Genomic DNA, 24,616 nt, shown 5'->3' with positions numbered 1-24,616 from the left:
TCGGGCTTCCGTTCGCGTAGACCGGAAGGAAGACGGGTGTTGTCCGACGGGCCGAGCCGCCCCCGAGACCGGGTGGCAAAACGCGAAACGGCGCGGAGAGACTCCGCGCCGTCAGGCCCTGGCGGTGAAGCCGGGCGGGGTGTTCGATCAGTACTTGCGCACCAGCGGGCCGGGGATCGGCTCCGGCATCAGCGGCGGCAGCGGGGCCGCGATCACGCCGCCGAGGTAGTAGCGCAGGCCGATCTTGACGTCGTGGGCCTCGATGTCCTTCACCTTCATCGCCTGCAGGGTGCCGGTGCAGCACGGCACGTAGCCCGTGCCGGTCTCGGCCTTGCCGAGGTTCAGGTAGCGGTAGGCCAGCTCGATCTTGAACGCGTCGGTCACGTTGTAGGCGAGACCGGCATGGAGTGCCCAGGCGAAGCTGCCGCTCGTCTTGTCCTTGTAGAACTTGGTGCCGCTGTTGGTGTTGTAGACCGCGTTGCCGTTGGCGTCGTAGACGGGCGCGTAGTTGTAGGAGGGCGGTCCGCACTCGCAGCCGTAGACCGGATGGCCGTAATCGTAGGCGTAGGACGGGCTGGTGAACTGCTGGTTCGTCGAGTACGACGAGACATGGTTGAAGGCGTAGCCAACGCCGCCGCCGATGAACGGCGTGATGCCGTACCACGTGCCGAGATCGAAGTAGGCGTTGGCCAGCACCACCGCGGAGTCGAAGTGGCCGCTCGACTTGTTGACCCCGTACGAGCCGAGACCGTCGTCGAAGTCGGGGCCGCGATAGTACTCGCTGCCGCGAAGCCCGGTGGAGTAGCGGTACTCGCCGGTGATGTCGCCGCGCAGGAACGGGGTGAACTGGTAGCCGACGCCGACGCCCGCGAACCCGCCGCCGCCGATCACGTTCCCGAAGGAGCGGTTGGCGTCGGAATAGCCGGTGTAATCGTAGGCCTCGCTGTACTTCGGACGGGTGTAGACGCTCGCGCCCACGTCGCCGCGCAGGTACCAGCCGCCGCCCACCTCGATCGGCGGGGGCGGGGGCGGGGGCGGCGGCAGCAGATCCGCAGCGACGGCGAGGCAGGGCGCGCCGACGCTCGCCGCGAGCGTCAGGCTACGCACCAAAGCGTTCAGCTTGGAGCGGGCCATGAGATTTCCTTCTGAACTCGTGAGCCGGACACGCAGCGTGGGCTCGGGGGTACATGGTGAAGGATGTATGGAAGGTCTTAAATCTGGCTTAACGTTAAATCTTATGCTTGCGCGTTTTCCGCATGCCCATCGAAACTGCGGATCAGCAAGTATTTGTTTATTTTCGTGGGAACGTGCTGCCACCTTCCCGTGCGTCAACTCTCGCGACGAGGATGCGGGCGTGAGTACTCTGTTCTCCCCCGGGCCGGCTGCCGGGCCTCGCCCGCGCCTCCGGTCCGGGCGCCGGGCCTGAGCGTCCCGTGCTCCCCGAGGACGTGCGCATCCTGGCGCTGATGCTGCCCGGGACGGTGGCGGGGGCCCACAGCGGCAACCCGGATTTCCGCGTCGGCGGCCGTGTGCTGGCGACCCTGTGGGTCGAAGAGGCGCGGGTGGTGCTGCGCCTCGCGCCCGCCGATCAGGCGGCCCTGTGCGCGGCCGAGCCGGACCTGTTCACGCCCCTCGACGGGGCCTGGGGCCGGCGCGGCTGGACCAATCTGGACCTCGACCTGTGCGCGGAGGAGACGCTGCGGGATGCGCTGCTGGCGGCTTGGGGGATGACGGCGCCGCCGGAGCTGCGCGCGGCCTACGTCGACATGGCCTGAGCCTGCCCGCCGCGAACCCGCCAGAGGGCTACGGGCAGCGGTTGCGGCGCGGCCGGTCGGGATCCGGGGCCTGCGCAGACCTGCCGGCGCCATCTTTTGCCCGACCGCATCCCGCACCAGCGGGACGCGGCGCCGGACGCGCCCTGGGACGTGGCCCGGGGATACGCGCGGCATCCGTCCGGATCAGGTTCCGCCGACGCTCGCCGGTCCCGCACCGCCGGCCCTGTGGCGGCTCCTCCTCAGGCCGCGGCCCGGGTCACGGCGTCGACCACCTCGTCGACCACCGCGGTGACGAGGCCGCGGTCGTCGCCCTCGGCCATCACGCGGATCACCGGCTCGGTGCCGGACGGGCGGATCACCAGGCGGCCGCCATCGCCCAGACGCTGGCGGGCGTGCTCGATCGCGCTGACGACGCTGTCCTGACGGAGCGGCTCGCCGGCTCTGTAGCGCACGTTCTTGAGGATCTGCGGCAGCGGGTCGAAGCAGTGGCAGACCTCGCTCACCGGTCGGCTCTGGCGCTGCACCACGCTCAGGAGCTGGAGCGCCGCCACGAGGCCGTCGCCCGTGGTGGTGTAGTCCGACATGATGATGTGGCCGGACTGCTCGCCGCCCAGGTTGTAGCCGTGCTCGCGCATATGTTCGAGGACGTAGCGGTCGCCCACCGCGGTGCGGGCGAGCGTCAGGCCCAGGCTGCCGAGGTAGCGCTCCAGGCCGAGGTTCGACATGATGGTAGCCACCACGCCCGGCTGGGTGAGGCGCTCGTCCTCCTTCCAGGACCGGGCGACGACGGCCATGAGCTGGTCGCCGTCGACCACGTGGCCCTTCTCGTCGACGATCAGCACCCGGTCGGCGTCGCCGTCCAGCGCGATGCCGATATCGGCCCGGCGCTCGCGGACCATGTCGACCAGGGCGGCCGGGGCGGTGGAGCCGACGTCGCGGTTGATGTTGAACCCGTCCGGCTCGGTGCCGATGGCGATCACGTCGGCGCCGAGTTCCCACAGGGTCTCGGGGGCGACCTTGTAGGCGGCGCCGTTGGCGCAGTCGACCACGACCCGCAGGCCCTCCAGGGTGACCTGCCGGGGCAGGGTGCGCTTGGCGAACTCGATGTAGCGGGCATGCACGCTCTCGATGCGCTTGGCCCGGCCGAGATCGTTCGAACCGGAGAGGCGCTTGTGCATGTCGGCGTCGATCAGCGCCTCGATCTGGTGCTCGATCGTGTCGTTGAGCTTGAAGCCGTCGGGCCCGAACAGCTTGATGCCGTTGTCCTCGAACGGGTTGTGCGAGGCCGAGATCATCACGCCGAGATCGGCCCGCATCGAGCGGGTCAGCATCGCCACGGCGGGCGTCGGCACGGGCCCCAGCAGCAGCACGTCCATGCCCACCGAGGTGAAGCCCGCCACCAGCGCGGTCTCGATCATGTAGCCGGACAGGCGCGTGTCCTTGCCGATCACCACCCGGTGGCGATGGTCGCCGCGCTGGAACACGAGGCCGGCGGCCTGACCGACCTTGAGGGCGAGTTCGGGCGTGATCACCCCGTTGGCCCGGCCCCGGATGCCGTCGGTTCCGAAATACTTGCGCGCCATGACGTCTCCGATGCCGGGCCGCGGACCCGACACAGCCTAGCAGATTACCGAACCCGACGGAGGCTCATCGGCCGCCAGGGTGAATCGGGGTGCTCCGCGACAAAGGCGGTCGAAATGGGGCGCCCGGCAGAGGCGCGCGCCAGAAGCCGCGGCACCGAGGCCGAGATCAGCGCGAGGCCCGAGACGGTCAGGAGGCCGAGCACCAGGCGGCGGAACGCCGCCTCGCTGATGCCCAGATAGATCCGCGTGCCCAGCAGCGTCGGGATCAGCATCGCCGGCAGCACCACGGCCAGCATCGGCAGCGTGGCGCGGGTGACGAGGCCCGAGGCGAGATAGGTCGCCATCGTCACGCCGAGCATCGCGAGGTTGAAGTTCTGGATCACCGACCGCTGCACGTCGCGCTCGTAGCGGCGCAGGGTGCACCAGAGCGTCGGCAGCACCCCGGTGAAGCCGCCGAGCCCGCCCATCAGGCCACCGCCGAGGCCCACGGCCGCGTCCGCCAGCCGACCGCCGGCCGTGATCCGCGGCAGGTTTTTCGCCACCAGCATGACCGGACACCAGACCACCAGCAGGGCGCCGAGGAGCGCCTTGAACCAATCGGCGTCGAGCCGGGGCAGCAGGAGGATCCCGAGGGGAATGCCCGCGAGACCGCCGAGCACGAAGGGCGCGAGGCGCTTGGGCTCGAAGCCGCGCCGGACTGAGAGGACGGCGATGATCTGGCCCGTGAAGGCCCCGGAGACGGCCAGCACCGCGGCGAGCTGCGGATCGATCACCCAGGCCCAGAACGACAGGGCCGTGAGCCCGAAGGCGAAGCCCGACAGCCCCTGCACGAAGCCGGCCGCCACTGCGCCGAGGGCGACGACGAGATAGGTCGAGACCGGCATCGGGGTTTTAGGCTGCGCTGCGTGGAGGAGGAGTCTGTGTTTCCGATTCGCCGGATGACGCGGAGTCGACCGGCTCAGCGGACAGCATCGATTGCCGACAGGAGACCCGGTTTGTCACCGGAGACGCGACGTCCATTCCCGGGGAGGGGGAGGAAAGGCCGCGTCCAGCCCAGCAAACATCGTCGAAGCCCACCCGAGGGATCGACCACGAAAAAGGGCGCCTCGCGGCGCCCCTTCCGATCATCGTCCTGTCCCGTGCGTCAGGCCTGCGGCTGCGGCTCCAGCCCGCCGTCGCTCTCCTTCGGCCGGCCGCGGCCCGCCGAGGGAACCGAGGAGCCCCGGGCCGGGGTTGGCGGCACGTCGCCACCGTCGCGGATCGGGGGCTGGCCGCGGAGCAGGTTGCGGATCTCCTCGCCCGAGAGGGTCTCGTATTCGAGGAGCCCCTGCGCGAGGGCCTCCAGGTCGTCCTTGTGCTCGGCGAGGATGCGGCGCGCCTCCTCCAGGCCGGTCTCCACGAGGCGGCGGACCTCGGCGTCGATCTTCTGAGCGGTCGACTCCGAGACCGATTGCTGCCGGCCCATCGACATGCCGAGGAAGACCTCGTCGTTGTTGTCGCCGTACGCGACGGTGCCGAGTTCGGGCGAGAAGCCCCAGCGGGTCACCATCATCTTGGCCAGCCGGGTCGCCTGCTCGATGTCCGACTGGGCACCCGAGGTCACTTTGTCCCGGCCGAAGGTCATCTCCTCGGCGATGCGGCCGCCCATCATGATCGCCAGCCGCGAGGTCATCTGCTCGAAGCTCATGGAAAGCTTGTCGCGCTCGGGCAGCTGCATGACCATGCCGAGCGCCCGGCCGCGCGGGATGATGGTCGCCTTGTGCACCGGGTCTGTGGCCGGGACGTTGAAGGCCACGATGGCGTGGCCGCCCTCGTGATAGGCGGTGAGCCGCTTCTCGTCCTCGGTCATCACCAGGGTGCGCCGCTCGGCGCCCATCATGACCTTGTCCTTGGCGTCCTCGAACTCGTGCATCGTCACGATGCGCTTGCCGCGGCGGGCCGCCAGCAGGGCCGACTCGTTGACGAGGTTCATCAGGTCGGCGCCCGAGAAGCCGGGGGTGCCGCGGGCGATCACCTTGAGGTCGACATCGGGAGCCAGCGGAACCTTGCGGACATGGACCCGCAGGATGCGCTCGCGGCCGGTGACGTCCGGGTTCGGCACCATGATCTGACGGTCGAACCGGCCCGGGCGCAGCAGCGCCGGGTCGAGCACGTCGGGGCGGTTGGTCGCCGCGATGATGATGACGCCCTCGTTGGCCTCGAACCCGTCCATCTCCACGAGGAGCTGGTTCAGGGTCTGCTCACGCTCGTCGTTGCCACCACCGAGGCCGGCGCCGCGATGGCGGCCGACCGCGTCGATCTCGTCGATGAAGATGATGCAGGGCGCGTTCTTCTTGGCCTGCTCGAACATGTCGCGCACGCGGCTGGCGCCGACGCCCACGAACATCTCGACGAAGTCGGAGCCCGAGATGGTGAAGAACGGCACGTTGGCCTCGCCCGCGACCGCCCGGGCGATCAGGGTCTTACCGGTGCCGGGCGGGCCGACGAGCAGCACGCCGCGCGGGATCCGGCCGCCGAGCCGCTGGAACTTCTGGGGGTCGCGGAGGAACTCGACGATCTCCTGGAGATCTTCCTTGGCCTCCTCGACGCCGGCAACGTCGTCGAAGCTGACGCGGCCGTGGGCCTCGTTCAGGAGCTTCGCCTTCGACTTGCCGAAGCCCATGGCGCGACCGGCGCCCGACTGCATCTGGCGGCTGAGGAAGATCCAGGCGCCGATGAAGACGAGGATCGGCAACCAGCTCACGAGCAGCTGGATGAACCAGGGGGTGTTGTCCGACGGCGGACGGGCGGTGATCTGCACGCCCTTGCCCTGGAGCTTGGAGACCAAGCTCGGATCATTGGGCGCGTAGCTCGTGAAGTTGCCGCCGCCGACATAGGTGCCGGACACGTCCTGACCGGAGATCACCACCGACTGGATCTTGCCGGCATCGGCGTCGTTCAGAACCTGGCTGTAGGCGATCTCGCTTCCGCCGCCCCGGTGCCCGGGGTTCTGGAACAGGGTGACGAGGGCCAGCACCAGCAGGAAGATGACGACCCACAAGGCAAAGTTGCGAAAATTCGGGTTCATCGATCAATCCCTGGCGTGTGCGACCTCCTGATGGACGCGTCGAACGGTTCGGCCGGTCCGTCTGTGCACACATCGCCAATGTAAGCGGGGGGCCCTTCCTTGCCAAGTAATCGGGGATCCCCTGCGGCGAGGGCTACACCTGCCGGATGCCGCCGCGGGGGCGCGGGGGCGAAACTCACGGTGGCTGAGGCGTCGGACGCGATCAGGAGGCCGGCCAGCGTGCGCCGGATCGCCGCCCGCCGCCGCAGCGCCGGAAGCAGTGATTCGAGCACCAGCGCCTCAAGGCGTTCGAGCCGGCGCGGCGCGGCGCCGGCCCGCGACAGGGCGAGGTCGACGCAGCGCAGGGCCACGGCCTCGGGCAGCGTCGTGAGGCCGGCGCCATCGAGGCGCACCACCGCGCCTCTTCCCACCGCCGGGAGCAGGACCGCGGCCAGGGCCTCCTCGGCGGCGCGCGTGAGGGCGGCCTCGTCGCGGGCCGCGCGCTCGGCGAGCCGGGCGAGCCGCGCGGCGGTCAGGCCCTCTCGCTCCAGGATCGGCCACGCCGCGCGCAGGCGCCCGCGGGCGAAGCGCGGGTCGGCGTTGCTGGGGTCGCGCAACGTGGCGATGCCGCGGGCCGCACACCATTCCACCAGGTTCGCCTTCGGCAGTTGCAGGAACGGTCGCCCCAGCCTGATCCCGGGGGCGAGAACCCGCTCGGCGCGCATGCCGGCGAGCCCCGCGGTGCCGCTCCCGGCCGAGAGACGCATCAGAACGGTCTCGGCCTGATCGTCCCGTGTGTGTCCGGTGAGCACGAGGCCGGCGCCGATCGCTTCGGCGTGCGCGGCCAGCAGCGCGTAGCGGGCCGTGCGGGCGGCGTCCTGCAGGCCGCCGCCGGGCTTCTCTCCGGCCCAGGAGAGAACCGCGTGCGGCAGGCCGAGGCGCGCGGCCGTGCGCCCGACTCCTTCGGCCTCGGCGCGGGAGCCGGAGCGCAGGCCGTGATCCACGGTGGCGACACGCAGGGACGCGCCGGGACATGCCGCGAGCGCCGCCGCGTGCATCAGGGCGCTCGAATCGGGGCCGCCCGAGACGGCCAGGAGAACGCGCTGCCCGTCGCGGGCGGATCGGTCGAGCCAGGGGCCGAGGGCGCCGAGGACCGGGTCGCCCGATCCGCTCAAGCGGCGCAGCGGGCGCGCTTCTGCTCGCGCACGACGCCCTGGCGGACGCCGGTCCCGGCATTCGGGAACTTCCGGTCCAGCTCGGCCAGCGTCGCGCAGGCCTGCTCGCGGGCGCCGAGGGCGTTGAGCGTGACGCCGAGCTTCAGCATGGCGTCGGGGGCCTGGGCCGAGCGGGCGTAATCGGTGGAGACCTTCAAGAACTGCTCGGCCGCCTCGCGGTTGCGGCCACGGGCGAGGTAGCTCTCGCCCAGCCAGTAGGTCGCGCCGGCGACCCGGTTGTCGCGGGGATGCGACTGGATGAACTGGCGCAAGCCCATCTCGGCCTGCTCGTACTGCTTGGCGCGGAACAGCTCCACCGCCGCGTCGTAATCCAGTGCCGGATCGCCGCTCCGTGTGGCGGCGACGCTCTCGGCGGGGCGCGCCGCCGGGATCGCACCGGTCCGCACCGGCGGGCGCAGGTCCACCGGCTCGTCGTAGCCGGGGGCGCCGGCATCCGCGTCCTCATCGTCCATCGCGCCGTTGGCAGTGCCGTTGATCGCGCCTTGGGGCAGGCGCTGCGGCCGGGGCGCGGCTTCGGCGGCCTCCCGGGGCGGCAGGGATGCGGAGGGCTGGGTGCTGCCGAGCTGCATCGGCGCACCGGGGGCGCCGGGCGCCTGCGACGGGTCGAAGGCGTCGCCGCGCTTGCCCGGACGCCCGGAGCCCGGATTGACGCCGTTGACGTTGCCCGACGGGGCTGAGGACGGCGCGGCCGACGGCGCGGACTTGCCCCCGCCCTTGCCCTCGTTCAGCCGGAACTCGACGTCCTCCTGGAACTTGCGCAGCTGCTCCTTGAGCTGGCGGTTCTCGTACTGGAGGGTCTCGATCTGCCCGGCCATGATCCGGGACTGGTTCTCGATGCGACCGAGACGCACCACCAGTTCGGAGGCGTCCTGCGCGGCGGCGGGGTGGCCGAGGAGCGCGGCGCCGAGAGCGGTGGCGAGCGCGAGGCGGGTGCGAAGGCGGGCGGGCATGATGCGGCTGCGATCCGGTGTCGGCGCGACGGCCTATCAGATGCGCCGCACCGCGGCAAAACTGCGGCGAGGTCGAAGCTTGGCAACGCGGTCGTAATTAGAGGTTACCGTCTTCCGGCGCTTCGAAGATCGTCACGGCTCGGCACCGCGCGACGATCGCGCTGCGGCCCGCCTGCGCGGATCCAATCCGATCTCAAGAATTTGTAACGTGGAGGAGCGGTCGAAACCGGCGCGCCCTGCGACAGCGAGCGAACGGCCGCCGGCTGCATGAGGCTGAGCGATTGCCGCCTCAACGTCCGTGCCGTCAAAGAGACGGAGTGTGTTCCGACATGGGCGGAGCGACGGTGTGAGCGGCCGTCGTCATCCGTTCCCAGGAAGTCTTCTCGCGGCAGGCTTCACACCTTTCGGCGCCCACGGTCCGGGTTGGACCTCACCACCTTTGGATCGAGCGGGGTCGGCTCCAGAGTCTCGCGCCGCCCTCACGGGCAGCACGCCGGTGAAGCCGCATGACGGCCGCCCCGATGCGAGCGGCCTTGGAAAGCCGGCCCGCCGGAGCCGGTCGCGGGGACATCATCACGATCCAGCGCCCCATCCTGCCAATCCGCAAGATAATGCATTTATTTTGCCGGTTCTTCTATTGCGCAATGCAGCATTCGTGTGCTGCGTCGCAAACACATCGAAACTCGGCGTTTGCGCTCCCCGGCGAAGTTTGGCAATCAAGGTATTGTTCTGGGAAGGAAAGCCCCGGATCCGGGCACCACGTCCCATGGCTGTCCTCCGACGGTCAAGCTCGGAAAGTACAAGCCCACGCCAGGCACGATAATAACAAGGACGGTCGAATGATTCCCTTGATTCTGATCATCGTGGGCGGGCTCTGCGCCGTCGCCTACGGCATCGTCACGATCCTCGACTTGATGCGGCGCGACGCCGGAACCCAGCGGATGCAGGAGATCGCCGCCGCCATCGCGGAGGGCGCGCAGGCCTATCTCCGGCGGCAATACGCGACCATCGGCGTCGTCGGCGTGGTTCTGTTCGTGCTGCTCGCCGTGTTCCTCGGGATCAAGGTCGCCATCGGCTTCCTGATCGGCGCGGTGCTGTCGGGCGCGGCGGGCTTCATCGGCATGAACGTCTCGGTCCGGGCCAACGTGCGCACCGCGCAGGCCGCCTCGACCTCGCTGGGCGGGGGCCTCGACATGGCCTTCAAGTCCGGCGCGGTGACCGGCATGCTGGTCGCCGGCCTCGCGCTGCTCGGTGTCGCCCTCTACTACCTGTACCTCACCCGCGGCGCCCATCTCGACCCGTCGAGCCGCGAGGTGATCGACGCCCTGGTGGCGCTGGGCTTCGGCGCGTCGCTGATCTCGATCTTCGCGCGGCTGGGCGGCGGCATCTTCACCAAGGGGGCGGATGTCGGCGGCGACCTCGTCGGCAAGGTCGAGGCCGGCATTCCCGAGGACGATCCGCGCAATCCCGCCACCATCGCCGACAACGTCGGCGACAACGTCGGCGACTGCGCCGGCATGGCGGCCGACCTGTTCGAGACCTACGCGGTCACGATCGTGGCCACCATGGTGCTGGCGGCGATCTTCTTCTCCGGCCCGACCGGCAGCGGCCGCGACGTGCTGGAACCGATGATGCTCTACCCGCTGGCCATCGGCGCGGCCTGCATCGTCACGTCGATCGCCGGCACCTTCGCGGTGCGGCTCGGGGCGAACCAGTCGATCATGGGCGCGCTCTACAAGGGCCTGATCGTGGCGGGCGTGCTCTCGGTCGCCGCCATCGCGGCCGTCAACATGGCGCTGCTGGGCGGCTTCGCGACGTCCTTCACCACCTCGACGGGCGTCACCTTCACCTCGGCGGGCCTGTTCGGCTGCGCGGTGATCGGTCTCGCCATCACGGCGCTGATCGTGGTGATCACCGAGTACTACACCGGCACCAACTTCCGCCCGGTGAAGTCGATCGCCGACGCCTCCGTCACCGGCCACGGCACCAACGTCATCCAGGGGCTGGCGATCTCCCTCGAATCGACCGCCCTGCCGGCCATCGTGATCGTGGCCGGCATCATCAGCACCTACGCGCTGGCCGGCCTGTTCGGCATCGCCATCGCGGTGACCGCCATGCTGGCCCTGGCCGGCTTCATCGTGGCGCTCGACGCCTTCGGGCCGGTCACCGACAATGCCGGCGGCATCGCCGAGATGGCGGGCCTGCCCGCCGAGGTGCGCAAGTCGACCGACGCCCTCGACGCGGTCGGCAACACCACCAAGGCGGTGACCAAGGGTTACGCGATCGGCTCGGCGGGCCTCGGCGCGCTGGTGCTGTTCGCCGCCTACACGTCGGACCTGAACTACTTCATCGCCAACGCGAGCCCGACGCAGTACCGCTTCTTCCAGGGCGTCAGCGTCGATTTCTCCCTGTCGAACCCGTACGTGGTCGTGGGCCTGCTGCTCGGCGGCCTGATCCCGTTCCTGTTCGCCGGCATCGCCATGACGGCGGTGGGGCGCGCGGCGGGCGCGGTGGTGGAGGAGGTTCGCCGCCAGTTCCGGGAGAAGCCCGGGATCATGCAGGGCACGGACCGGCCGGATTACGGCCGGGCGGTCGACATGCTGACCCGCGCGGCGATCAAGGAGATGATCGTGCCGTCGCTGCTGCCGGTGCTGTCGCCGATCGTGCTGTTCTTCGTGATCCAGCTCATCGCCGGCAAGAGCCAGGCCTTCGCCACGGTGGGCGCGAGCCTGCTGGGCGTGATCCTCACCGGCCTCTACGTGGCGATCTCGATGACCTCGGGCGGCGGCGCCTGGGACAACGCCAAGAAGTACATCGAGGACGGGCACCACGGCGGCAAGGGCTCGGACGCCCACAAGGCGGCGGTGACCGGCGACACGGTCGGCGACCCCTACAAGGACACCGCCGGCCCGGCGGTGAACCCGGCGATCAAGATCACCAACATCATCGCCCTCCTGCTGCTGGCGGTCTTGGCACACAGCTGAAGGCCGCAGCAGGCGGGAAATGCAGGAAGGGCCAGGTTCGGACCGAGCTTGGCCCTTCGCCTTTCGGCATGTGCGCCCTCGCACGCCGCTGTCGCCCGGGGCGCGGCGCACCTTGGCATCGCCGCGCCGCAGCGCCACCTCGGCGCCGGAATAAAACCGGACGCGGCGCTGCCGCACCTGCACGAGGTCACCCATGCCATCCCTGCTCGACCCGATCCGCATCGGCGCCATCGAGGCGAAGAACCGGATCTTCATGGCTCCGCTCACTCGCGGCCGCGGCACCCGCGAGCACGTGCCGACCCCGATCATGGCCGAGTATTACGCCCAGCGCGCTGGCGCCGGCCTGATCCTCACCGAGGCCACCGGCATCAGCCAGGAGGGGCTCGGCTGGCCCTTCGCGCCGGGCATCTGGTCGGACGCCCAGGTCGACGCGTGGCGGCCGATCGTGAAGGCGGTCCACGACAAGGGCGGCAAGATCGTCTGCCAGATCTGGCACATGGGCCGGATGGTCCATCCGGACTTCCTCGGCGGCGCCAAGCCGGTCTCGGCTTCAGCCACCACGGCCCCCGACCACGCCCACACCTATGCCGGCAAGAAGCCCTACGGTGAGGCCCGCCCCCTGGAGGTCGCCGAGATTCCGCGGCTGCTCGCCGATTACGAGCGCGCCACCGCCAACGCCCTGGCGGCCGGCTTCGACGGGGTGCAGATCCACGCGGCGAACGGCTACCTGATCGACGAGTTCCTGCGCGACGGCACCAACCACCGCACCGACCAGTACGGCGGCGCCATCGAGAATCGCGTGCGGCTGCTGCGCGAGGTGTCCGAGGTGGTGGCGAAGGTCGCCGGCCCCGAGCGCACCGGCGTGCGCCTGTCGCCGAACGGCGCGATCCAGGGCTGCAACGACTCGAACCCCGAGCCGCTGTTCGTGGCCGCCGCCCAGGCGCTCGCCGATCTCGGTATCGCGTTCCTGGAGATGCGCGAGCCGGGTCCGGAGGGCACCTTCGGCAAGGCCGACCATCCGCCGATCGCCCCGGCGATGCGGCGCGTGTTCCGCAACCCGATCATCCTGAACGCCGATTACGACGGGATCAGCGGCCAGAAGGTGCTGGATGCCGGCGAGGCCGACGCCATCGCGTTCGGGCGGACCTTCATCGCCAATCCGGACCTCGTCGAGCGGATCGCCAAGGGCGCGCCGCTCAACAAGGACGACGCCGCCACCTGGTACAGCCAGGGACCGGAGGGCTACCTCGACTACCCGACCCTCGGCCAAGCCCGCGCCGCCTAGGCGCGGGATCTCGGTCGGCCGCCCCGCGTGGGGAAGCGCGGCGGTCGACCGGGACCTAGGCAGGAGGACGCAAGGAACCTATGTGACAGCCGGATCATGACAGTGCCGGCACCTCACGCGCTCGCGGCCTCCGAACCGACCGCAGGGCCCTGGAGCACTGCGGACCGGATCGCCGAACTGCATGATCTCGCGATCCTCGATACGGAGCCGGAGCCGCTCTACGACGATCTCGTCCGGGTCGCCGCCCATGTCTGCCGCGCGCCCGTGGCCCTCGTCAGCCTGGTGGATGCCCAGCGGCAATGGTTCAAGTCGGAGGTGGGTCTCGGCAAGCGGGAACTGCCGATCGACTGCTCCGTCTGCGCGCATACGATCGAGGCGGGCGATCTGCTGATTATCCCCGACCTGACCGCCGATCCGCGGACCATCGAGAACCCGCTGGTCACCGGGACGCCGGCCTTCCGGTTCTACGCCGGCGCGGTGATCCGCGGCGCGCAGGGCATCCCCCTGGGTGCCCTCTGCGTGCTCGACCGGTCCCCGCGGCCGGACGGCCTCGACTCCGAGCAGAGAGCCACGCTCACGGCGCTGGCGCGCCAGATCTCGAACCTGCTGGACCAGCGCCGGACCCTTGCCCAGGTCGCGGCCCGCGAGGCGGAGCTCGCCGCCAGCGAGCGCCGCTTCCGCGTCATGACCGCGGCGATGCCCCAGATGGTCTGGACCACGCAGCCGGACGGGTTCCACGATTACTACAATGACCGCTGGTACGAGTTCACCCGCGTGCCCTACGGCTCCACCGACGGCGCGGGCTGGAACGACGTGTTCCATCCCGACGATCAGGAGCGGGCCTGGACACGCTGGCGCCATTCGCTGGCCACGGGCGAGCCGTACGAGATCGAGTACCGCCTGCGCCACCACGGCGGTGCCTATCGCTGGACGCTCGGCCGCGCCATGCCGATCCGCGACGCCGGCGGGCGGATCGAGCGCTGGTTCGGGACCTGTACCGACATCGACGACCTGAAGCGGGCCGAGGCCGAGGCGCGCAAGCTCGCCGCCATCGTCGAGGCTTCCAAGGACTTCATCGGCCTGTTCACGCTGGACGGCGCGATCACCCACCTCAACGAGGCGGCCCTGGCGCTGGTCGGCCTGCCCGACCTCCCAGCCGGGCGCCGCCACCGGATGCCGGATCTCTTCACCGACGAGAGCCGCCGGGTGCTGGCCGACACCGCGATGCCGGCGGTGCGCCGGGACGGGTACTGGGAGGGCGAGCTGGCCCTGCGCCCGTTCGGCACGGCCGAGCCGGTGGCGGTCCTCTACAACATCTTCCCGGTCCGCGATGCCACCGGGGCCGAGATCGGCTACGCCACCGTCACCCGGGACCTGCGCGAGGCGAAGCGCGCCGAGGAGGCCCGCGACCTGCTGATCCGCGAGCTGTCCCACCGGATCAAGAACATCTTCGCGGTGGTCGGTGGCCTCGCCGCGCTCACCGCGCGCAGCGATCCGGCCGCCAAGCCGTTCGCGGCTGCCTTCCGCGACCGGCTCGGGGCGCTGGCCCAGGCGCACGAATACGTCCGCCCGCACTCGCCCGACAGTGCACCGGCGGTGGCGGGCCAGACCGTGCTCGGGCTCATGCGCCTAATCATGGCAGCCTATGAGGAAGGCGGCCGCTCCCGCGTCGCCATCGCCGGGGACGACGCCGAGATCGGCGAGCGCACCGCGACGGCGCTGGCGCTGATCATGCACGAGCAGGCCACCAACGCGATGAAGTACGGTGGCCTGTCCACCAAGGAGGGCGGCGTCTCCCTGAGCGGTCGCCGGGACGCGGACCGCTACACGCTGACATGGCGGGAGACCGGCGGACCGCCCGTCACCGGTGCGCCTTCGCGGAAGGGCTTCGAGACGGTCCTGGCCGAGCGCAGCGTCGCCGGCCAGCTCGACGGCGCGCTGGAGCGCGACTGGGCGCCCGGCGGCCTGCTGATGCGGCTCAGCGTCCCGATCGGGAACCTGCGGACCTGAGCGGACTGGCGGATGTGCGCGTCGCGATCCGATGCCCGCCGCAGGGGACGGCGCGCCGGAAACGGCCGCGGGTCTCCCGCCCCCGGCGGGGTCGGGGCTCCGGAGGGTGGGGAATTCCAATCTCCGGCGGGGGGCAAGGCTCGGCGTCCTTTCCCGGAACGGGTCGGTCCATCGGCCGGTCCAGGGTCCTGCAGCGCCCCGAACGACCCGGCCGGCGGGTGGAAGGCGCCCGCTGCAGAGGCATCACCGGTGATGCGAGGCACGGATCGTGGGCGGGGCGGATACGGCGTGAGCCCGAGGAACGCTTCCCAGACCCCCGCCCGCCTCGCGGACGGCGAGGCGAACCGGGGCGGCGCGACATGGGTGGCGTGGCGCCCAGTTCCGCGCGCAGGGACGGATGGACACCGGGATGAACCGCAGACCCGATGCCGGCCCGCCGCGCCTCGTTGTCCTCGATTTCGACGGGACGCTCGCCGACAGCTTTGATTGGTTCTGCTCGGTCCTGAACGGGGTCGCGGACCGCTACCGCTTCCGCCGGGTCGAGGCCGGCGAGGTCGACGCGTTGCGCCTGCAGGGTGCCCGGGCGATCGTGGCCCATCTCGGCATTCCGCGCTGGAAGCTGCCGCTCATCGCACGGCACATGCATCGGCTGGCCGCGCGCGATGCTGCGCAGATGACCCTGTTCCCCGGCGTGCCCGACATGCTGGCCGGGATCGCGGCCGCGGGCGTGCCCCTGGCGATCCTCTCGTCGAACCGCGCCGACACGGTCCGCCGGGTCCTTGGACCGGACAACGCGGCGCGCATCGAGGCCTATGCCTGCGGGGCCTCGATCTTCGGGAAGGCACGTCGGCTGCAAGCGCTTCTCGCCCGCAGCGGCGTCCCGCCGGATCGGGCGCTCTGCGTCGGCGACGAGATCCGTGACCTGGAGGCTGCGCGCACGCTCGGCTGCCCGTTCGGGGCCGTGACCTGGGGCTATACGGATCCCCGGGCGCTGGCCGCGCAGGCGCCCGACTACCTGTTCGCCGAGCCCGCGGAGATCGCCCGCGCGGCCGCGGGCGCCTCAGATCACTGGCCGCGATTCGCGCCGGGGATCACGCTGGTGCCTTTGCCGCTGCCGAACGGCTCGTAGCGGGTCAGGCCGCGGAACAGCTGGCTGAGGAAGGCGCGGTCGGCGCCGCTCGTCGGCGTGGTGCGCTCGATGAAATCGAAGATCCGCCCGTCCTGCAGGCCGTAGAGGGCCACGCGCTCCACCTTGAAGCCGGCGGTGAAGTAGATCGCCGTGACCTTCTGGTCCTCCACCTGCTCGCCCAGGAACATGATCGTCCGGCGGGTGTTCTGCGAAATGTAGTACCAGGACTTGTTGCCCACGGTGGACACCGTCGACGGCGTGCCGAGGATCTGGAGCACCTGCTCGGGGCTCATGCCGGGCTTGATCGTGGCGAGCGCCGCCTGATCGACCTGATAGCCGTGGCGCAGTTCCTCGCCGATGCAGCCGGACAGGCCGGCTCCCGCGAGGCCGATCAGAGCGAGGCGCGCGAAGGACTGGACGAAACGGCGCCGCATCGGGCCCCCAGAGAGCGTGTTGACGGACGGGACGCAACCGTCGCCGTCGGCACGGGACTCCGACAGCGCTTGCGCCCTGGGCATGGGTTGCCGTACCGCGGGGATATGGCTTTGACAAGGCAAGCTTGGCCACAGGTGGCCGCCATCCGCACAGGGGCCGGAGCGTCGTGGGCGGCCGTCCCGACCCGCGCGGGGCGCCCATGATCGCCGGTCTGTTCCGGCGGGCGAACGCGCGCCGTCGCGCCGTCGAGGAGTTGCACGTGGCCCTGAGCATGGCCGCGCGCCGCCCGGGCCTGTACACGCGCCTCGGCGTGCCCGACACCGTGGAGGGCCGGTTCGAATCCCTGTGCCTCCACACCATCCTGGTCCTGCGCCGGCTGAACCGCCTGCCGGCACCGGCCGCCGAGGTCGCGCAGGATCTCGTGAATTCCGTCTTCACCCAGCTCGACGCGTCCCTGCGCGAGCTGGGCGTCGGCGACATGGGCGTGTCCAAGCGCATGAAGAAACTCGGCGCCGCCTTCTACGGCCGCGCCGAGGGCTACGACGCGGCGCTCAATGCGGGCGACACGGCGGCCCTGCGCGCGGTCCTGTCCCGGAACGTTCTGGGCGGCGAGGGGGACGGGGCGGGTCTCGCCGCCTACGTGCGGGCCGCCGACGCGGCGCTGGCGGGAGCCGATCTCGACGGGCTGCTCGGGGGCGGACCGCCCTTCCCGGAGCCGGACGGCTTCGCGCCCGCATCGGCCCGGGCCGCAGACGCAACGGCCAGAGACGCAACGGGAGGCATGGCATGACACGGGACGGCAGCCAGGCGAGCGGTCCGCTCGCGCGCTGGGTCAACGTCGAGCGCCTGCCCCAGGGGCGCGGCGCCGTGACCGTGGAGGCGAGCCCGGCCGAATGCGCGGCGCTCGCCGCCGATTTCGGCATCCCCGGCATCCGCGACCTCGTGGGCCGGTTCGCCATCGCGGGCTCCACCAGCCGGCTCACGGTCACCGGCACCGTCGAGGCGCAGGTGACCCAGGTCTGCACCGTGAGCCTCGAACCATTCGAGACGCCGGTCCGTGAGCCCGTCGAGGTGGTGTTCACCGACACCGACCGGCTGGCCGGCACCGATGCCGAGGAGGCCGACATCCCCGATCCCCTCGTCGGCGGGCGCATCGATTTCGGCGCGCTCACCGCCGAGTTCCTGGCCCTCGGCCTGGATCCTTATCCCCGCAAGCCCGGCATCGCCTTCGAGCCGGTCGTGGCGGGGGAGGATGCGGGGCCGTTCGATCAGCTGCGCCGGCTCCGTGACGGAGAAGCGTAGAGCCGGCACCCCCGCGGTGTCGCGCGGATCGGAGGGTGGCGCGCCAATGCGTTCGGGCGTCGTCCCCGTCCCCGGCGCGCGGAGCACGCGCGGAATGCGATCCGGGAGATCCGGCGCACGCGGTCGCGAAGCGCCCCTCCGGGCGCCGCCGGGCGGCCGACGGAACCAGCCGGCACCCGATTTCATTTGCCCGCCGGGCCGGTATCGCTATGGTCCGCCGCGCCTGACGGGCCCCGTCCCGCCCGATCCCCCCTCGCCGAGCCCCGCGACCCGCTAGAGACATGTCCCAACGCGTGTGCATCTCGCTCGACGCCATGGGCGGCGACCACGGGCCTTCCACGGTCGTCCCCGGCGCCGCTCTGGCCCGCGAGCGCCATCCCGGCACCACCTTCCTGATGTTCGGCGACGAGGCGGTGATCGCGCCGCTGGTCGCCAAGGAGCCCCGGCTCAAGGACTGCGTCGAGATCCGCCACACCGCCGTGGCCGTGGCGATGGACGACAAGCCCAGTCAGGCGGTCCGCCAGGGCCGGGGCAAGTCGTCCATGTGGCAGGCGATCCAGGCGGTCCGCGACGGGCAGGCCGATGCCTGCGTGTCGGCCGGCAACACCGGCGCCCTGATGGCGATGTCGAAGATCTGCCTGAAGACCATGTCGGGCATCGAGCGCCCGGCCATCGCCTGCCTGTGGCCGACCGTGCGCGGCGAGAGCATCGTGCTCGACGTCGGCGCCACCATCGGCACGGATGCCGAGCACCTCGTCGAGATGGCCGTGATGGGCTCGGCCATGGCCCGCATCGTGTTCGACCTCGAGCGGCCGACGGTGGGCCTCCTCAACGTCGGCACCGAGGAGATGAAGGGCAACGAGGCGGTCAAGGAGGCCGCCCGAATCCTGCGCGAGATGGACAGCCCGGGCCTGAGCTACCACGGCTTCGTGGAGGGCACGGATCTCGGGCGCGGGACGGTCGACGTGGTGGTAACCGAGGGGTTCACCGGCAACATCGCCCTCAAGACCGCCGAGGGCACCGCCAAGCAGATCGCCACCTATCTCCGGTCCGCCATGACCCGGACGCTGGCGGCCAAGATCGGCGCGCTGTTCGCCCGGCAGGCCTTCCGGGCGCTCAGGGACAAGATGAACCCGAGCCGGGCCAACGGCGGCGTCTTCCTCGGCCTGGAAGGCATCGTCATCAAGAGCCACGGCTCGGAGAACGCGCAGGGCTTCGCGGCCGCGGTCGATCTGGCGCACGACATGGCCCGCCACGACATGATCCGCACGATCCGCGAGATGCTCGACCAGACGGCGGCCCTGGCGCCGGCCTGAACGACCCGGGAGAGGCCGTCACCGAACGGCATGGAAATCGGGCGGTCGCGGCTTCACAGCGGAGACTTGTGAATTCGGGGCCGTTCGGGAAGGACACAGATGGCGACTCTCCGCACAGACCCCGAACAGAGCCGGCGCGCTCCGAACCTGCGCTCGGTGGTGGTTGGGACCGGCTCGAGCCTGCCCGAGCGGGTGGTGACGAACGCCGCTCTGGCCGAGCAGATGGACACCTCCGACGAGTGGATCGTCCAGCGTACCGGCATCCGGCAGCGCCACATCGCGGCGGCCGACGAAACGACGTCGGTGCTCGGCATGCGCGCCGCGCAGTCTGCCCTGGATGATGCAGGCCTGACTGCAGACGACATCGACCTCGTGATCTGCGCGACCTCGACCCCGGACCACACGTTTCCGGCCACTGCGACCCAGATCCAGGCGGCGCTGGGCATCCACCAGGGTGCGGCCTTCGACCTCCAGGCGGTCTGCGCCGGCTTCGTCTTCGCGGTCACGACCGCCGACAAGTTCCTGACCACCGGGGCGGCCCGCCGGGCGCTGATCGTCGGCGCCGAGACCTTCTCGCGGCTCGTCGACTGGGAGGACCGCACCACCTGCGTCCTCTTCGGCGACGGGGCCGGCGCCATCGTGCTGGAGGCGCAGGCGGCGGAGGAGGGCCGGGGCGTCCTCAGCACCAGCCTGCGCTCGGATGGCCGCCATCGGGAGAAGCTCTACGTCGATGGCGGCCCGGGTTCCACCGGCACCACCGGGCACCTGCGCATGGAGGGCCGCGACGTGTTCCGGTTCGCCGTCGGGCAGGTCACCGACGTGATCGTTGACGCCTTCGCGCAGGCGGGCATGACTGCGGAGGACCTCGACTGGTTCGTTCCCCATCAGGCCAATCGCCGGATCATCGAGGCCTCGGCCGACAAGATCGGGATCGCCCGCGACAAGATCGTCCTGACGGTGGATCGCCATGGCAACACCTCGGCGGCCTCGATCCCCCTGGCCCTCGACGTCGCGCGGCGGGACGGCCGCATCAAGCCCGGCGACCTCGTGATGATCGAGGCGATCGGCGGTGGCTTCAGCTGGGGAGCGGCGCTGATCCGCTGGTGAGGGCCGAAACGATTCCTCGCACGCACGCGGTTGACCGGGGGCGGAGCGCCGATTAGCGTGCCGGATCATAGAGATACGTCTTCAGCGTTTGGTGCGGCCGTGATCGCCGCGCCCGAGGTCATGAAGAGAATGATGCGGGCGAGGGGGCACGGCATGGCAGGCAAGACGGTGACGCGCGCCGACTTGAGCGAGGCCGTCTACCATCAGGTGGGCCTGTCGCGGACCGAGTCGGCGGCCCTCGTCGAGACCGTGCTGTCGGAGATCTGCACCTGCCTAGCCGGCGGCGAGACCGTGAAGCTGTCCTCGTTCGGCTCCTTCGTGGTGCGCAGCAAGGGCAAGCGCGTCGGCCGCAATCCCAAGACCGGAGTCGAGGTCGCAATTGAACCGCGCCAGGTTATGGTGTTCAAGCCCTCGAACGTGCTCAAGGCCAAGATCAACGGCCTCAACGGTGCGGGTGCCCACGAAGACGACGACTGAGCCGCTCCGGCGTCGGTGCCGAACGGAACCGGCCCGGGATCACCGGTTAGGCTTGAGTGCGGCTCCGCAACCCGGCAAGATCGTGCCGTCCCGCGCTGATCCGTAAGACCGCCATGCCGCCAGCCCTCCGCGCCGCCGAACAGGCCGACGAACAGAGCCCCGGGCCCGGCGAGAAGAGCCCCCACGCGTTCCGCACGATCAGCGAGGTCGCCGAGGAACTCGACGTGCCCCAGCACGTGCTGCGGTTCTGGGAAACCCGGTTCGGCCAGATCCGCCCGGTCAAGCGGGCCGGGGGGCGCCGCTACTACAGGCCCCAGGACGTCGAACTCGTCGCCGGCATCCGTCACCTCCTGCACGTGCGCCGCTACACCATCGCCGGGGCGCAGCGGGTGCTCAAGGAGAACGGTGTCCGCTTCGTCCAGTCCGTCGGGCGCGGCGAGGCGGTGGCGGCCGAACCCCTGTCCCCGGAGGTCGAGGCGGAGGCAGGGGCCAGGAGCGGCGCGCTGGGCGGCCCTGATCGGGCGGCGCTGGCGGAGGCCCTGGAGGAACTGCAAGCCTGCCGCGCCCTGATCGACGGACTGCACCGGGCGCCCGCGAAGGACATCTGAGGCCCGGTCCGGCGGACGCCTCGCCGCACCCTTCGCGCTGAGAGCGAACTTTTTGGCAACAACTCGCGTTGTCGCCCGCATGTCCGTGCCCAAATCCAAGCTGTCGCCCAGCCAGGAACTGATGGCCCGCCTCATGCGGATCGTCCGCACCTGCCCGGAAGCGGCCTCCGAAGTCCTGGAACTGATGTTCCTCGTCAGCCAGATCGAGGCATCGACCGGCGTCGACCGGGAGTATCGCGACGCCAAGCGCGTGATCAGCCGGCTGCGCAATCCCCTCTGGGAGATGGGTCCCACCGACCGGGCGAAGCTGCTCGCCGCCGCCGAGACGATCCGCCGGGTCTGCCGCCTCGCCGAGGACGAGATTCCCCCCATGCCGACCGCCGATGCCGGGGAGAGGGCGCGGGTCGAGGCGCGGCTTGCCGCGGCGCTGGCGGGCGAGTTCGATGCCGCGCAGATCGCGCGCGTCACCGGCATCGTCGCGGCCGCGCTGCAGACCTGACTGCATCCTGGGCCCTCGACGGCGGTCGGCGGCATTCCCACATGCACGTCACCGATGAACGGGGCATCCGGACGGAAGTCCGGACATAGGTCCCGGCCCGGCCCTGGAGAGACGCTGACATGATCGCCCATCGTCCACTCGCCGCGCTGCTCGTGGGGAGCCTGGCGCTCGCCGGGCCGGCTTTGGCCCAGTCGCCGTCCAGCCGGACCAAGACGGTCGCGCCCGGCAAGACCGTGCGCCTCGAGATCGCGCCGAACCTGAAGAAGGATTGCTCTCCGGGGCCGATGCCCGAGTTCAAGGTCTCCGGTTCGCCGAAGAACGGCTCGGTCATCACCAAGGTCGGCAAGCTGAAGACGCCCGCGAGCTACCGATGCCCCAACAAGGAGGCGGCGGTGCAGGCCTTGTTCTACCAGCCCAACAGCGGCTTCACCGGCACCGATGAAGTGACGTTCGAGGTCAAGAGCTCCGACGGGCAAGTCCAGACGCAGACCGTCAAGATCACGGTCGGGGCCGCGGCCGGCAAATCGGGAGATGATGCCAAGAAAGAGGGCACCGATTTGTGAATCGAGGCGGCGAGGCAGGCCCGTCACCCCGTTTTGAACGTCCCGGAGGGGCGCGGAGTCTCCTCCGCGCCGCCCCCGATCGCGGGAGTGTTGCACGCAATCGACATGCCGGGCGACACGCTCACCGCACTGCGACAAAAGCGGGCCTGTCGGTTGCATCCAAGCCGAGACAGGATGAAGCTGTCACGGTCTGAGAGGGTTATCGAATGCCCATGCATGCGACGAACGACCTTTTCCAGAGCTTCGCCCGCGGGTACGAAGCCCGCCGCGACACGGAGATGACGCTCTCCGAGTATCTCGAGGCCTGCCGCGACGAGCCCCTGATGTACGCCTCGGCCGCCGAGCGCATCCTCGCGGCGATCGGCGAGCCCGAATTCGTGGACACCGCCAAGGATTCGCGCCTCGGCCGGATCTTCATGAACCGGACGATCCGGACGTACCCGGCCTTCCGCGAATTCTACGGGATGGAGGAGACGATCGAGCGGATCGTCTCGTTCTTCCGCCACGCCGCGCAAGGGCTGGAGGAGCGCAAGCAGATCCTCTACCTCCTCGGACCGGTGGGCGGCGGTAAGTCGTCGCTGGCCGAGCGGCTGAAGCTCCTGATGGAGGTTCACCCCGTCTACGTACTCAAGGCTGGGGACGAAGTGTCGCCGGTCTTCGAGAGCCCGCTGGGCCTGTTCGACCCCGAGACGATGGGCGAGGAGATCCAGAGGCGCTACGGCGTCCCGCGCCGGCGGCTGACCGGCCTGATGAGCCCCTGGGCGCTGAAGCGCCTCGACGAGTTCAACGGCGACATCTCGCGCTTCAAGGTGATCAAGGTCCGGCCCTCGCGCCTGCGCCAGATCGCCATCGCCAAGACCGAGCCGGGCGACGAGAACAACCAGGACATCTCCTCGCTGGTCGGCAAGGTCGACATCCGCCGGCTGGAGACCCTGTCGCAGGCCGATCCCGACGCCTACTCGTACTCGGGCGGCCTGAACCGGGCGAACCAGGGCATCCTCGAGTTCGTCGAGATGTTCAAGGCGCCGATCAAGATGCTGCACCCGCTGCTCACCGCGACGCAGGAGGGCAACTACGTCGGCACCGAGAATATCGGCGCGATCCCGTTCACCGGCGTGATCCTGGCCCACTCGAACGAGGCCGAGTGGCAGACCTTCAAGACCAACAAGAACAACGAGGCCTTCATCGACCGGATCTACGTGATCAAGGTCCCGTACTGCCTGCGCGTCGCCGAGGAGCAGCGCATCTACGAGAAGTTGATCTCCGGCTCGGAGTTGTCGGACGCGGCCTGCGCGCCCGGCACGCTGGAGATGCTGGCGCGCTTCTCGGTCCTGTCGCGCCTGCGCGAGCACGCCAATTCCAACGGCTTCTCGAAGATGCGGGTCTACGACGGCGAGTCCCTGCGGGAGGTCGATCCCCGCGCCCGCTCGATGCAGGAGTACAAGGACACGGCCGGCGTCGACGAGGGCATGGACGGGATCTCGACCCGCTTCGCCTTCAAGGTGCTCGCCGCGACCTTCAACCACGACACCACCGAGGTCTCGGCCGACCCCGTTCACCTGATGTACGTGCTGGAGCAGGCGCTCAAGCGCGAGCAGCTCCCGCCGGAGACCGAGAAGAAGTACCTGGAATTCATCAAGACCGAGCTGGCCCCGCGCTACGCGGAGTTCATCGGTCACGAGATCCAGAAGGCCTATCTCGAATCGTACCACGATTACGGGCAGAACCTGTTCGACCGGTACATCGACTACGCCGACGCCTGGATCGAGGACCAGGACTTCAAGGACGCCGAAACCGGCCAGCTCATGAACCGCGAGCTCCTGAACCAGGAGCTGACGAAGATCGAGAAGCCGGCCGGGATCGCCAACCCGAAGGACTTCCGCAACGAGGTGGTGAAGTTCGCCCTGCGCTCCCGGGCGCAGCACGGCGGCCGCAACCCCAGCTGGACCAGCTACGAGAAGCTCCGGGAGGTGATCGAGCGGCGGATGTTCTCCCAGGTGGAGGAACTGCTGCCGGTGATCTCCTTCGGCTCCAAGAAGGACGGCGACACCGAGAAGAAGCACGGCGAGTTCGTCGAGCGCATGGTCGCGCGCGGCTACACCGAGCGGCAGGTCCGCCGCCTGGTGGAATGGTACATGCGGGTGAAGCAGGCCGGCTGAGGCGCGGGGCGTCCGGCCGGGTCCAATCCGGCCGGGCCAGGATCCAGACCCCGCGGTCCAACCCTCCGCCGCCACAGTTTCGGACGACCGGCCGGTGAAGATCCGGGACCCGGCCGCGGACGCGGGATCCATTCCCCCGGCCGCAGCATGGTA

General features: G+C 70.2%; 21 protein-coding genes. 14 read left to right on the top strand and 7 right to left on the bottom strand.

Annotated elements, in window-relative coordinates; translation table 11 throughout:
* Window positions 1–147: 147 nt before the first annotated feature.
* A complete protein-coding gene (locus tag MFF58_RS10190; protein WP_238287035.1) occupies window positions 148–1,134 on the bottom strand; it encodes an outer membrane protein in 987 nt (328 codons plus the stop codon).
* Window positions 1,135–1,433: 299 nt separating this feature from the next.
* Here MFF58_RS10190 and MFF58_RS10185 point away from each other — a divergent pair, with 299 nt between their 5' ends.
* Window positions 1,434–1,775 (top strand): MmcQ/YjbR family DNA-binding protein, encoded by a 342-nt coding sequence (locus tag MFF58_RS10185; RefSeq protein WP_238287034.1) that lies wholly within the window; start codon window positions 1,434–1,436, stop codon window positions 1,773–1,775.
* 239 nt (window positions 1,776–2,014) lie between these two features.
* Here the strand turns inward: MFF58_RS10185 and glmM are convergent, their stop codons facing one another.
* The 5 genes from glmM to ybgF all read right to left on the bottom strand — a co-directional run bounded on the left by glmM (window position 2,015) and on the right by ybgF (window position 8,589).
* Window positions 2,015–3,358, bottom strand: a complete 1,344-nt coding sequence (gene glmM / locus MFF58_RS10180) for a phosphoglucosamine mutase (protein ID WP_238287033.1) — start codon at window positions 3,356–3,358, stop codon at window positions 2,015–2,017.
* A gap of 44 nt (window positions 3,359–3,402) precedes the next feature.
* Window positions 3,403–4,242 (bottom strand): sulfite exporter TauE/SafE family protein, encoded by an 840-nt coding sequence (locus MFF58_RS10175; protein WP_238287032.1) that lies wholly within the window; start codon window positions 4,240–4,242, stop codon window positions 3,403–3,405.
* Between the two features lie 260 nt (window positions 4,243–4,502).
* Window positions 4,503–6,425 carry an ATP-dependent zinc metalloprotease FtsH gene (ftsH, locus tag MFF58_RS10170; protein ID WP_238287031.1) on the bottom strand — a complete coding sequence of 641 codons (1,923 nt, stop codon included), beginning with the start codon at window positions 6,423–6,425 and terminating at the stop codon, window positions 4,503–4,505.
* Window positions 6,422–7,579: a tRNA lysidine(34) synthetase TilS gene (tilS, locus tag MFF58_RS10165; RefSeq protein WP_238287030.1), complete on the bottom strand. Its 1,158-nt coding sequence runs from the start codon at window positions 7,577–7,579 to the stop codon at window positions 6,422–6,424. Before tilS ends, ftsH begins: the two co-directional genes overlap by 4 nt.
* A complete protein-coding gene (gene ybgF, locus MFF58_RS10160; RefSeq protein ID WP_238287029.1) occupies window positions 7,576–8,589 on the bottom strand; it encodes a tol-pal system protein YbgF in 1,014 nt (337 codons plus the stop codon). The genes tilS and ybgF overlap by 4 nt, the downstream gene beginning before the upstream one ends.
* An 839-nt stretch (window positions 8,590–9,428) precedes the next feature.
* On the opposite strand from ybgF, the gene MFF58_RS10155 reads away from it, so the two are divergent.
* The 4 genes from MFF58_RS10155 (at window position 9,429) to MFF58_RS10140 (ending at window position 15,997) form a co-directional block, all read left to right on the top strand.
* Entirely contained in the window at window positions 9,429–11,573 is a 2,145-nt protein-coding gene (locus tag MFF58_RS10155) for a sodium-translocating pyrophosphatase (RefSeq protein ID WP_238287027.1), read from the top strand.
* Window positions 11,574–11,766: 193 nt separating this feature from the next.
* Complete coding sequence (locus tag MFF58_RS10150) at window positions 11,767–12,858, top strand: alkene reductase (RefSeq protein ID WP_238287025.1); 1,092 nt, start codon at window positions 11,767–11,769, stop codon at window positions 12,856–12,858.
* 96 nt (window positions 12,859–12,954) lie between these two features.
* A complete protein-coding gene (locus tag MFF58_RS10145; RefSeq protein WP_238287023.1) occupies window positions 12,955–14,868 on the top strand; it encodes a PAS domain S-box protein in 1,914 nt (637 codons plus the stop codon).
* 409 nt (window positions 14,869–15,277) lie between these two features.
* Window positions 15,278–15,997 carry an HAD hydrolase-like protein gene (locus tag MFF58_RS10140; protein ID WP_238287021.1) on the top strand — a complete coding sequence of 240 codons (720 nt, stop codon included), beginning with the start codon at window positions 15,278–15,280 and terminating at the stop codon, window positions 15,995–15,997.
* Here MFF58_RS10140 and MFF58_RS10135 read toward each other — a convergent pair.
* On the bottom strand, window positions 15,934–16,431 hold the full coding sequence (locus tag MFF58_RS10135) for an outer membrane protein assembly factor BamE (protein WP_238287019.1): 498 nt from the start codon (window positions 16,429–16,431) through the stop codon (window positions 15,934–15,936). The two genes, MFF58_RS10140 and MFF58_RS10135, sit on opposite strands and share 64 nt — an antisense overlap.
* Before the next feature lie 200 nt (window positions 16,432–16,631).
* On the opposite strand from MFF58_RS10135, the gene MFF58_RS10130 reads away from it, so the two are divergent.
* From MFF58_RS10130 to MFF58_RS10090, 9 genes are all read left to right on the top strand, one after another.
* On the top strand, window positions 16,632–17,222 hold the full coding sequence (locus MFF58_RS10130) for a ubiquinol-cytochrome C chaperone family protein (RefSeq protein WP_238287151.1): 591 nt from the start codon (window positions 16,632–16,634) through the stop codon (window positions 17,220–17,222).
* Window positions 17,219–17,734 (top strand): YceD family protein, encoded by a 516-nt coding sequence (locus MFF58_RS10125; protein WP_238287018.1) that lies wholly within the window; start codon window positions 17,219–17,221, stop codon window positions 17,732–17,734. Before MFF58_RS10130 ends, MFF58_RS10125 begins: the two co-directional genes overlap by 4 nt.
* Before the next feature lie 281 nt (window positions 17,735–18,015).
* The gene (gene plsX, locus MFF58_RS10120) at window positions 18,016–19,050 is read left to right on the top strand and encodes a phosphate acyltransferase PlsX (RefSeq protein WP_238287016.1); all 1,035 of its coding nucleotides are present in this window, start codon (window positions 18,016–18,018) and stop codon (window positions 19,048–19,050) included.
* 99 nt (window positions 19,051–19,149) lie between these two features.
* Window positions 19,150–20,157, top strand: a complete 1,008-nt coding sequence (locus MFF58_RS10115; RefSeq protein ID WP_238287014.1) for a beta-ketoacyl-ACP synthase III — start codon at window positions 19,150–19,152, stop codon at window positions 20,155–20,157.
* A 153-nt stretch (window positions 20,158–20,310) separates the two neighbouring features.
* On the top strand, window positions 20,311–20,634 hold the full coding sequence (locus MFF58_RS10110) for an integration host factor subunit alpha (RefSeq protein ID WP_238287012.1): 324 nt from the start codon (window positions 20,311–20,313) through the stop codon (window positions 20,632–20,634).
* Between the two features lie 113 nt (window positions 20,635–20,747).
* Complete coding sequence (locus tag MFF58_RS10105) at window positions 20,748–21,242, top strand: MerR family transcriptional regulator (RefSeq protein ID WP_238287010.1); 495 nt, start codon at window positions 20,748–20,750, stop codon at window positions 21,240–21,242.
* Between the two features lie 79 nt (window positions 21,243–21,321).
* Window positions 21,322–21,741 carry a hypothetical protein gene (locus MFF58_RS10100; protein WP_238287009.1) on the top strand — a complete coding sequence of 140 codons (420 nt, stop codon included), beginning with the start codon at window positions 21,322–21,324 and terminating at the stop codon, window positions 21,739–21,741.
* Window positions 21,742–21,860: 119 nt separating this feature from the next.
* On the top strand, window positions 21,861–22,304 hold the full coding sequence (locus MFF58_RS10095; protein ID WP_238287007.1) for an Ig-like domain-containing protein: 444 nt from the start codon (window positions 21,861–21,863) through the stop codon (window positions 22,302–22,304).
* A 206-nt stretch (window positions 22,305–22,510) separates the two neighbouring features.
* On the top strand, window positions 22,511–24,463 hold the full coding sequence (locus MFF58_RS10090; RefSeq protein ID WP_238287006.1) for a PrkA family serine protein kinase: 1,953 nt from the start codon (window positions 22,511–22,513) through the stop codon (window positions 24,461–24,463).
* Window positions 24,464–24,616 lie beyond the last annotated feature (153 nt).

Origin of the sequence: Methylobacterium longum (assembly GCF_022179385.1) — a bacterium.
GTDB classification, from domain to species: domain Bacteria; phylum Pseudomonadota; class Alphaproteobacteria; order Rhizobiales; family Beijerinckiaceae; genus Methylobacterium; species Methylobacterium longum.
The sequence above is the reverse complement of the archived record's forward strand: the minus strand, read 5'-3'. Positions and strand labels throughout refer to the sequence as shown.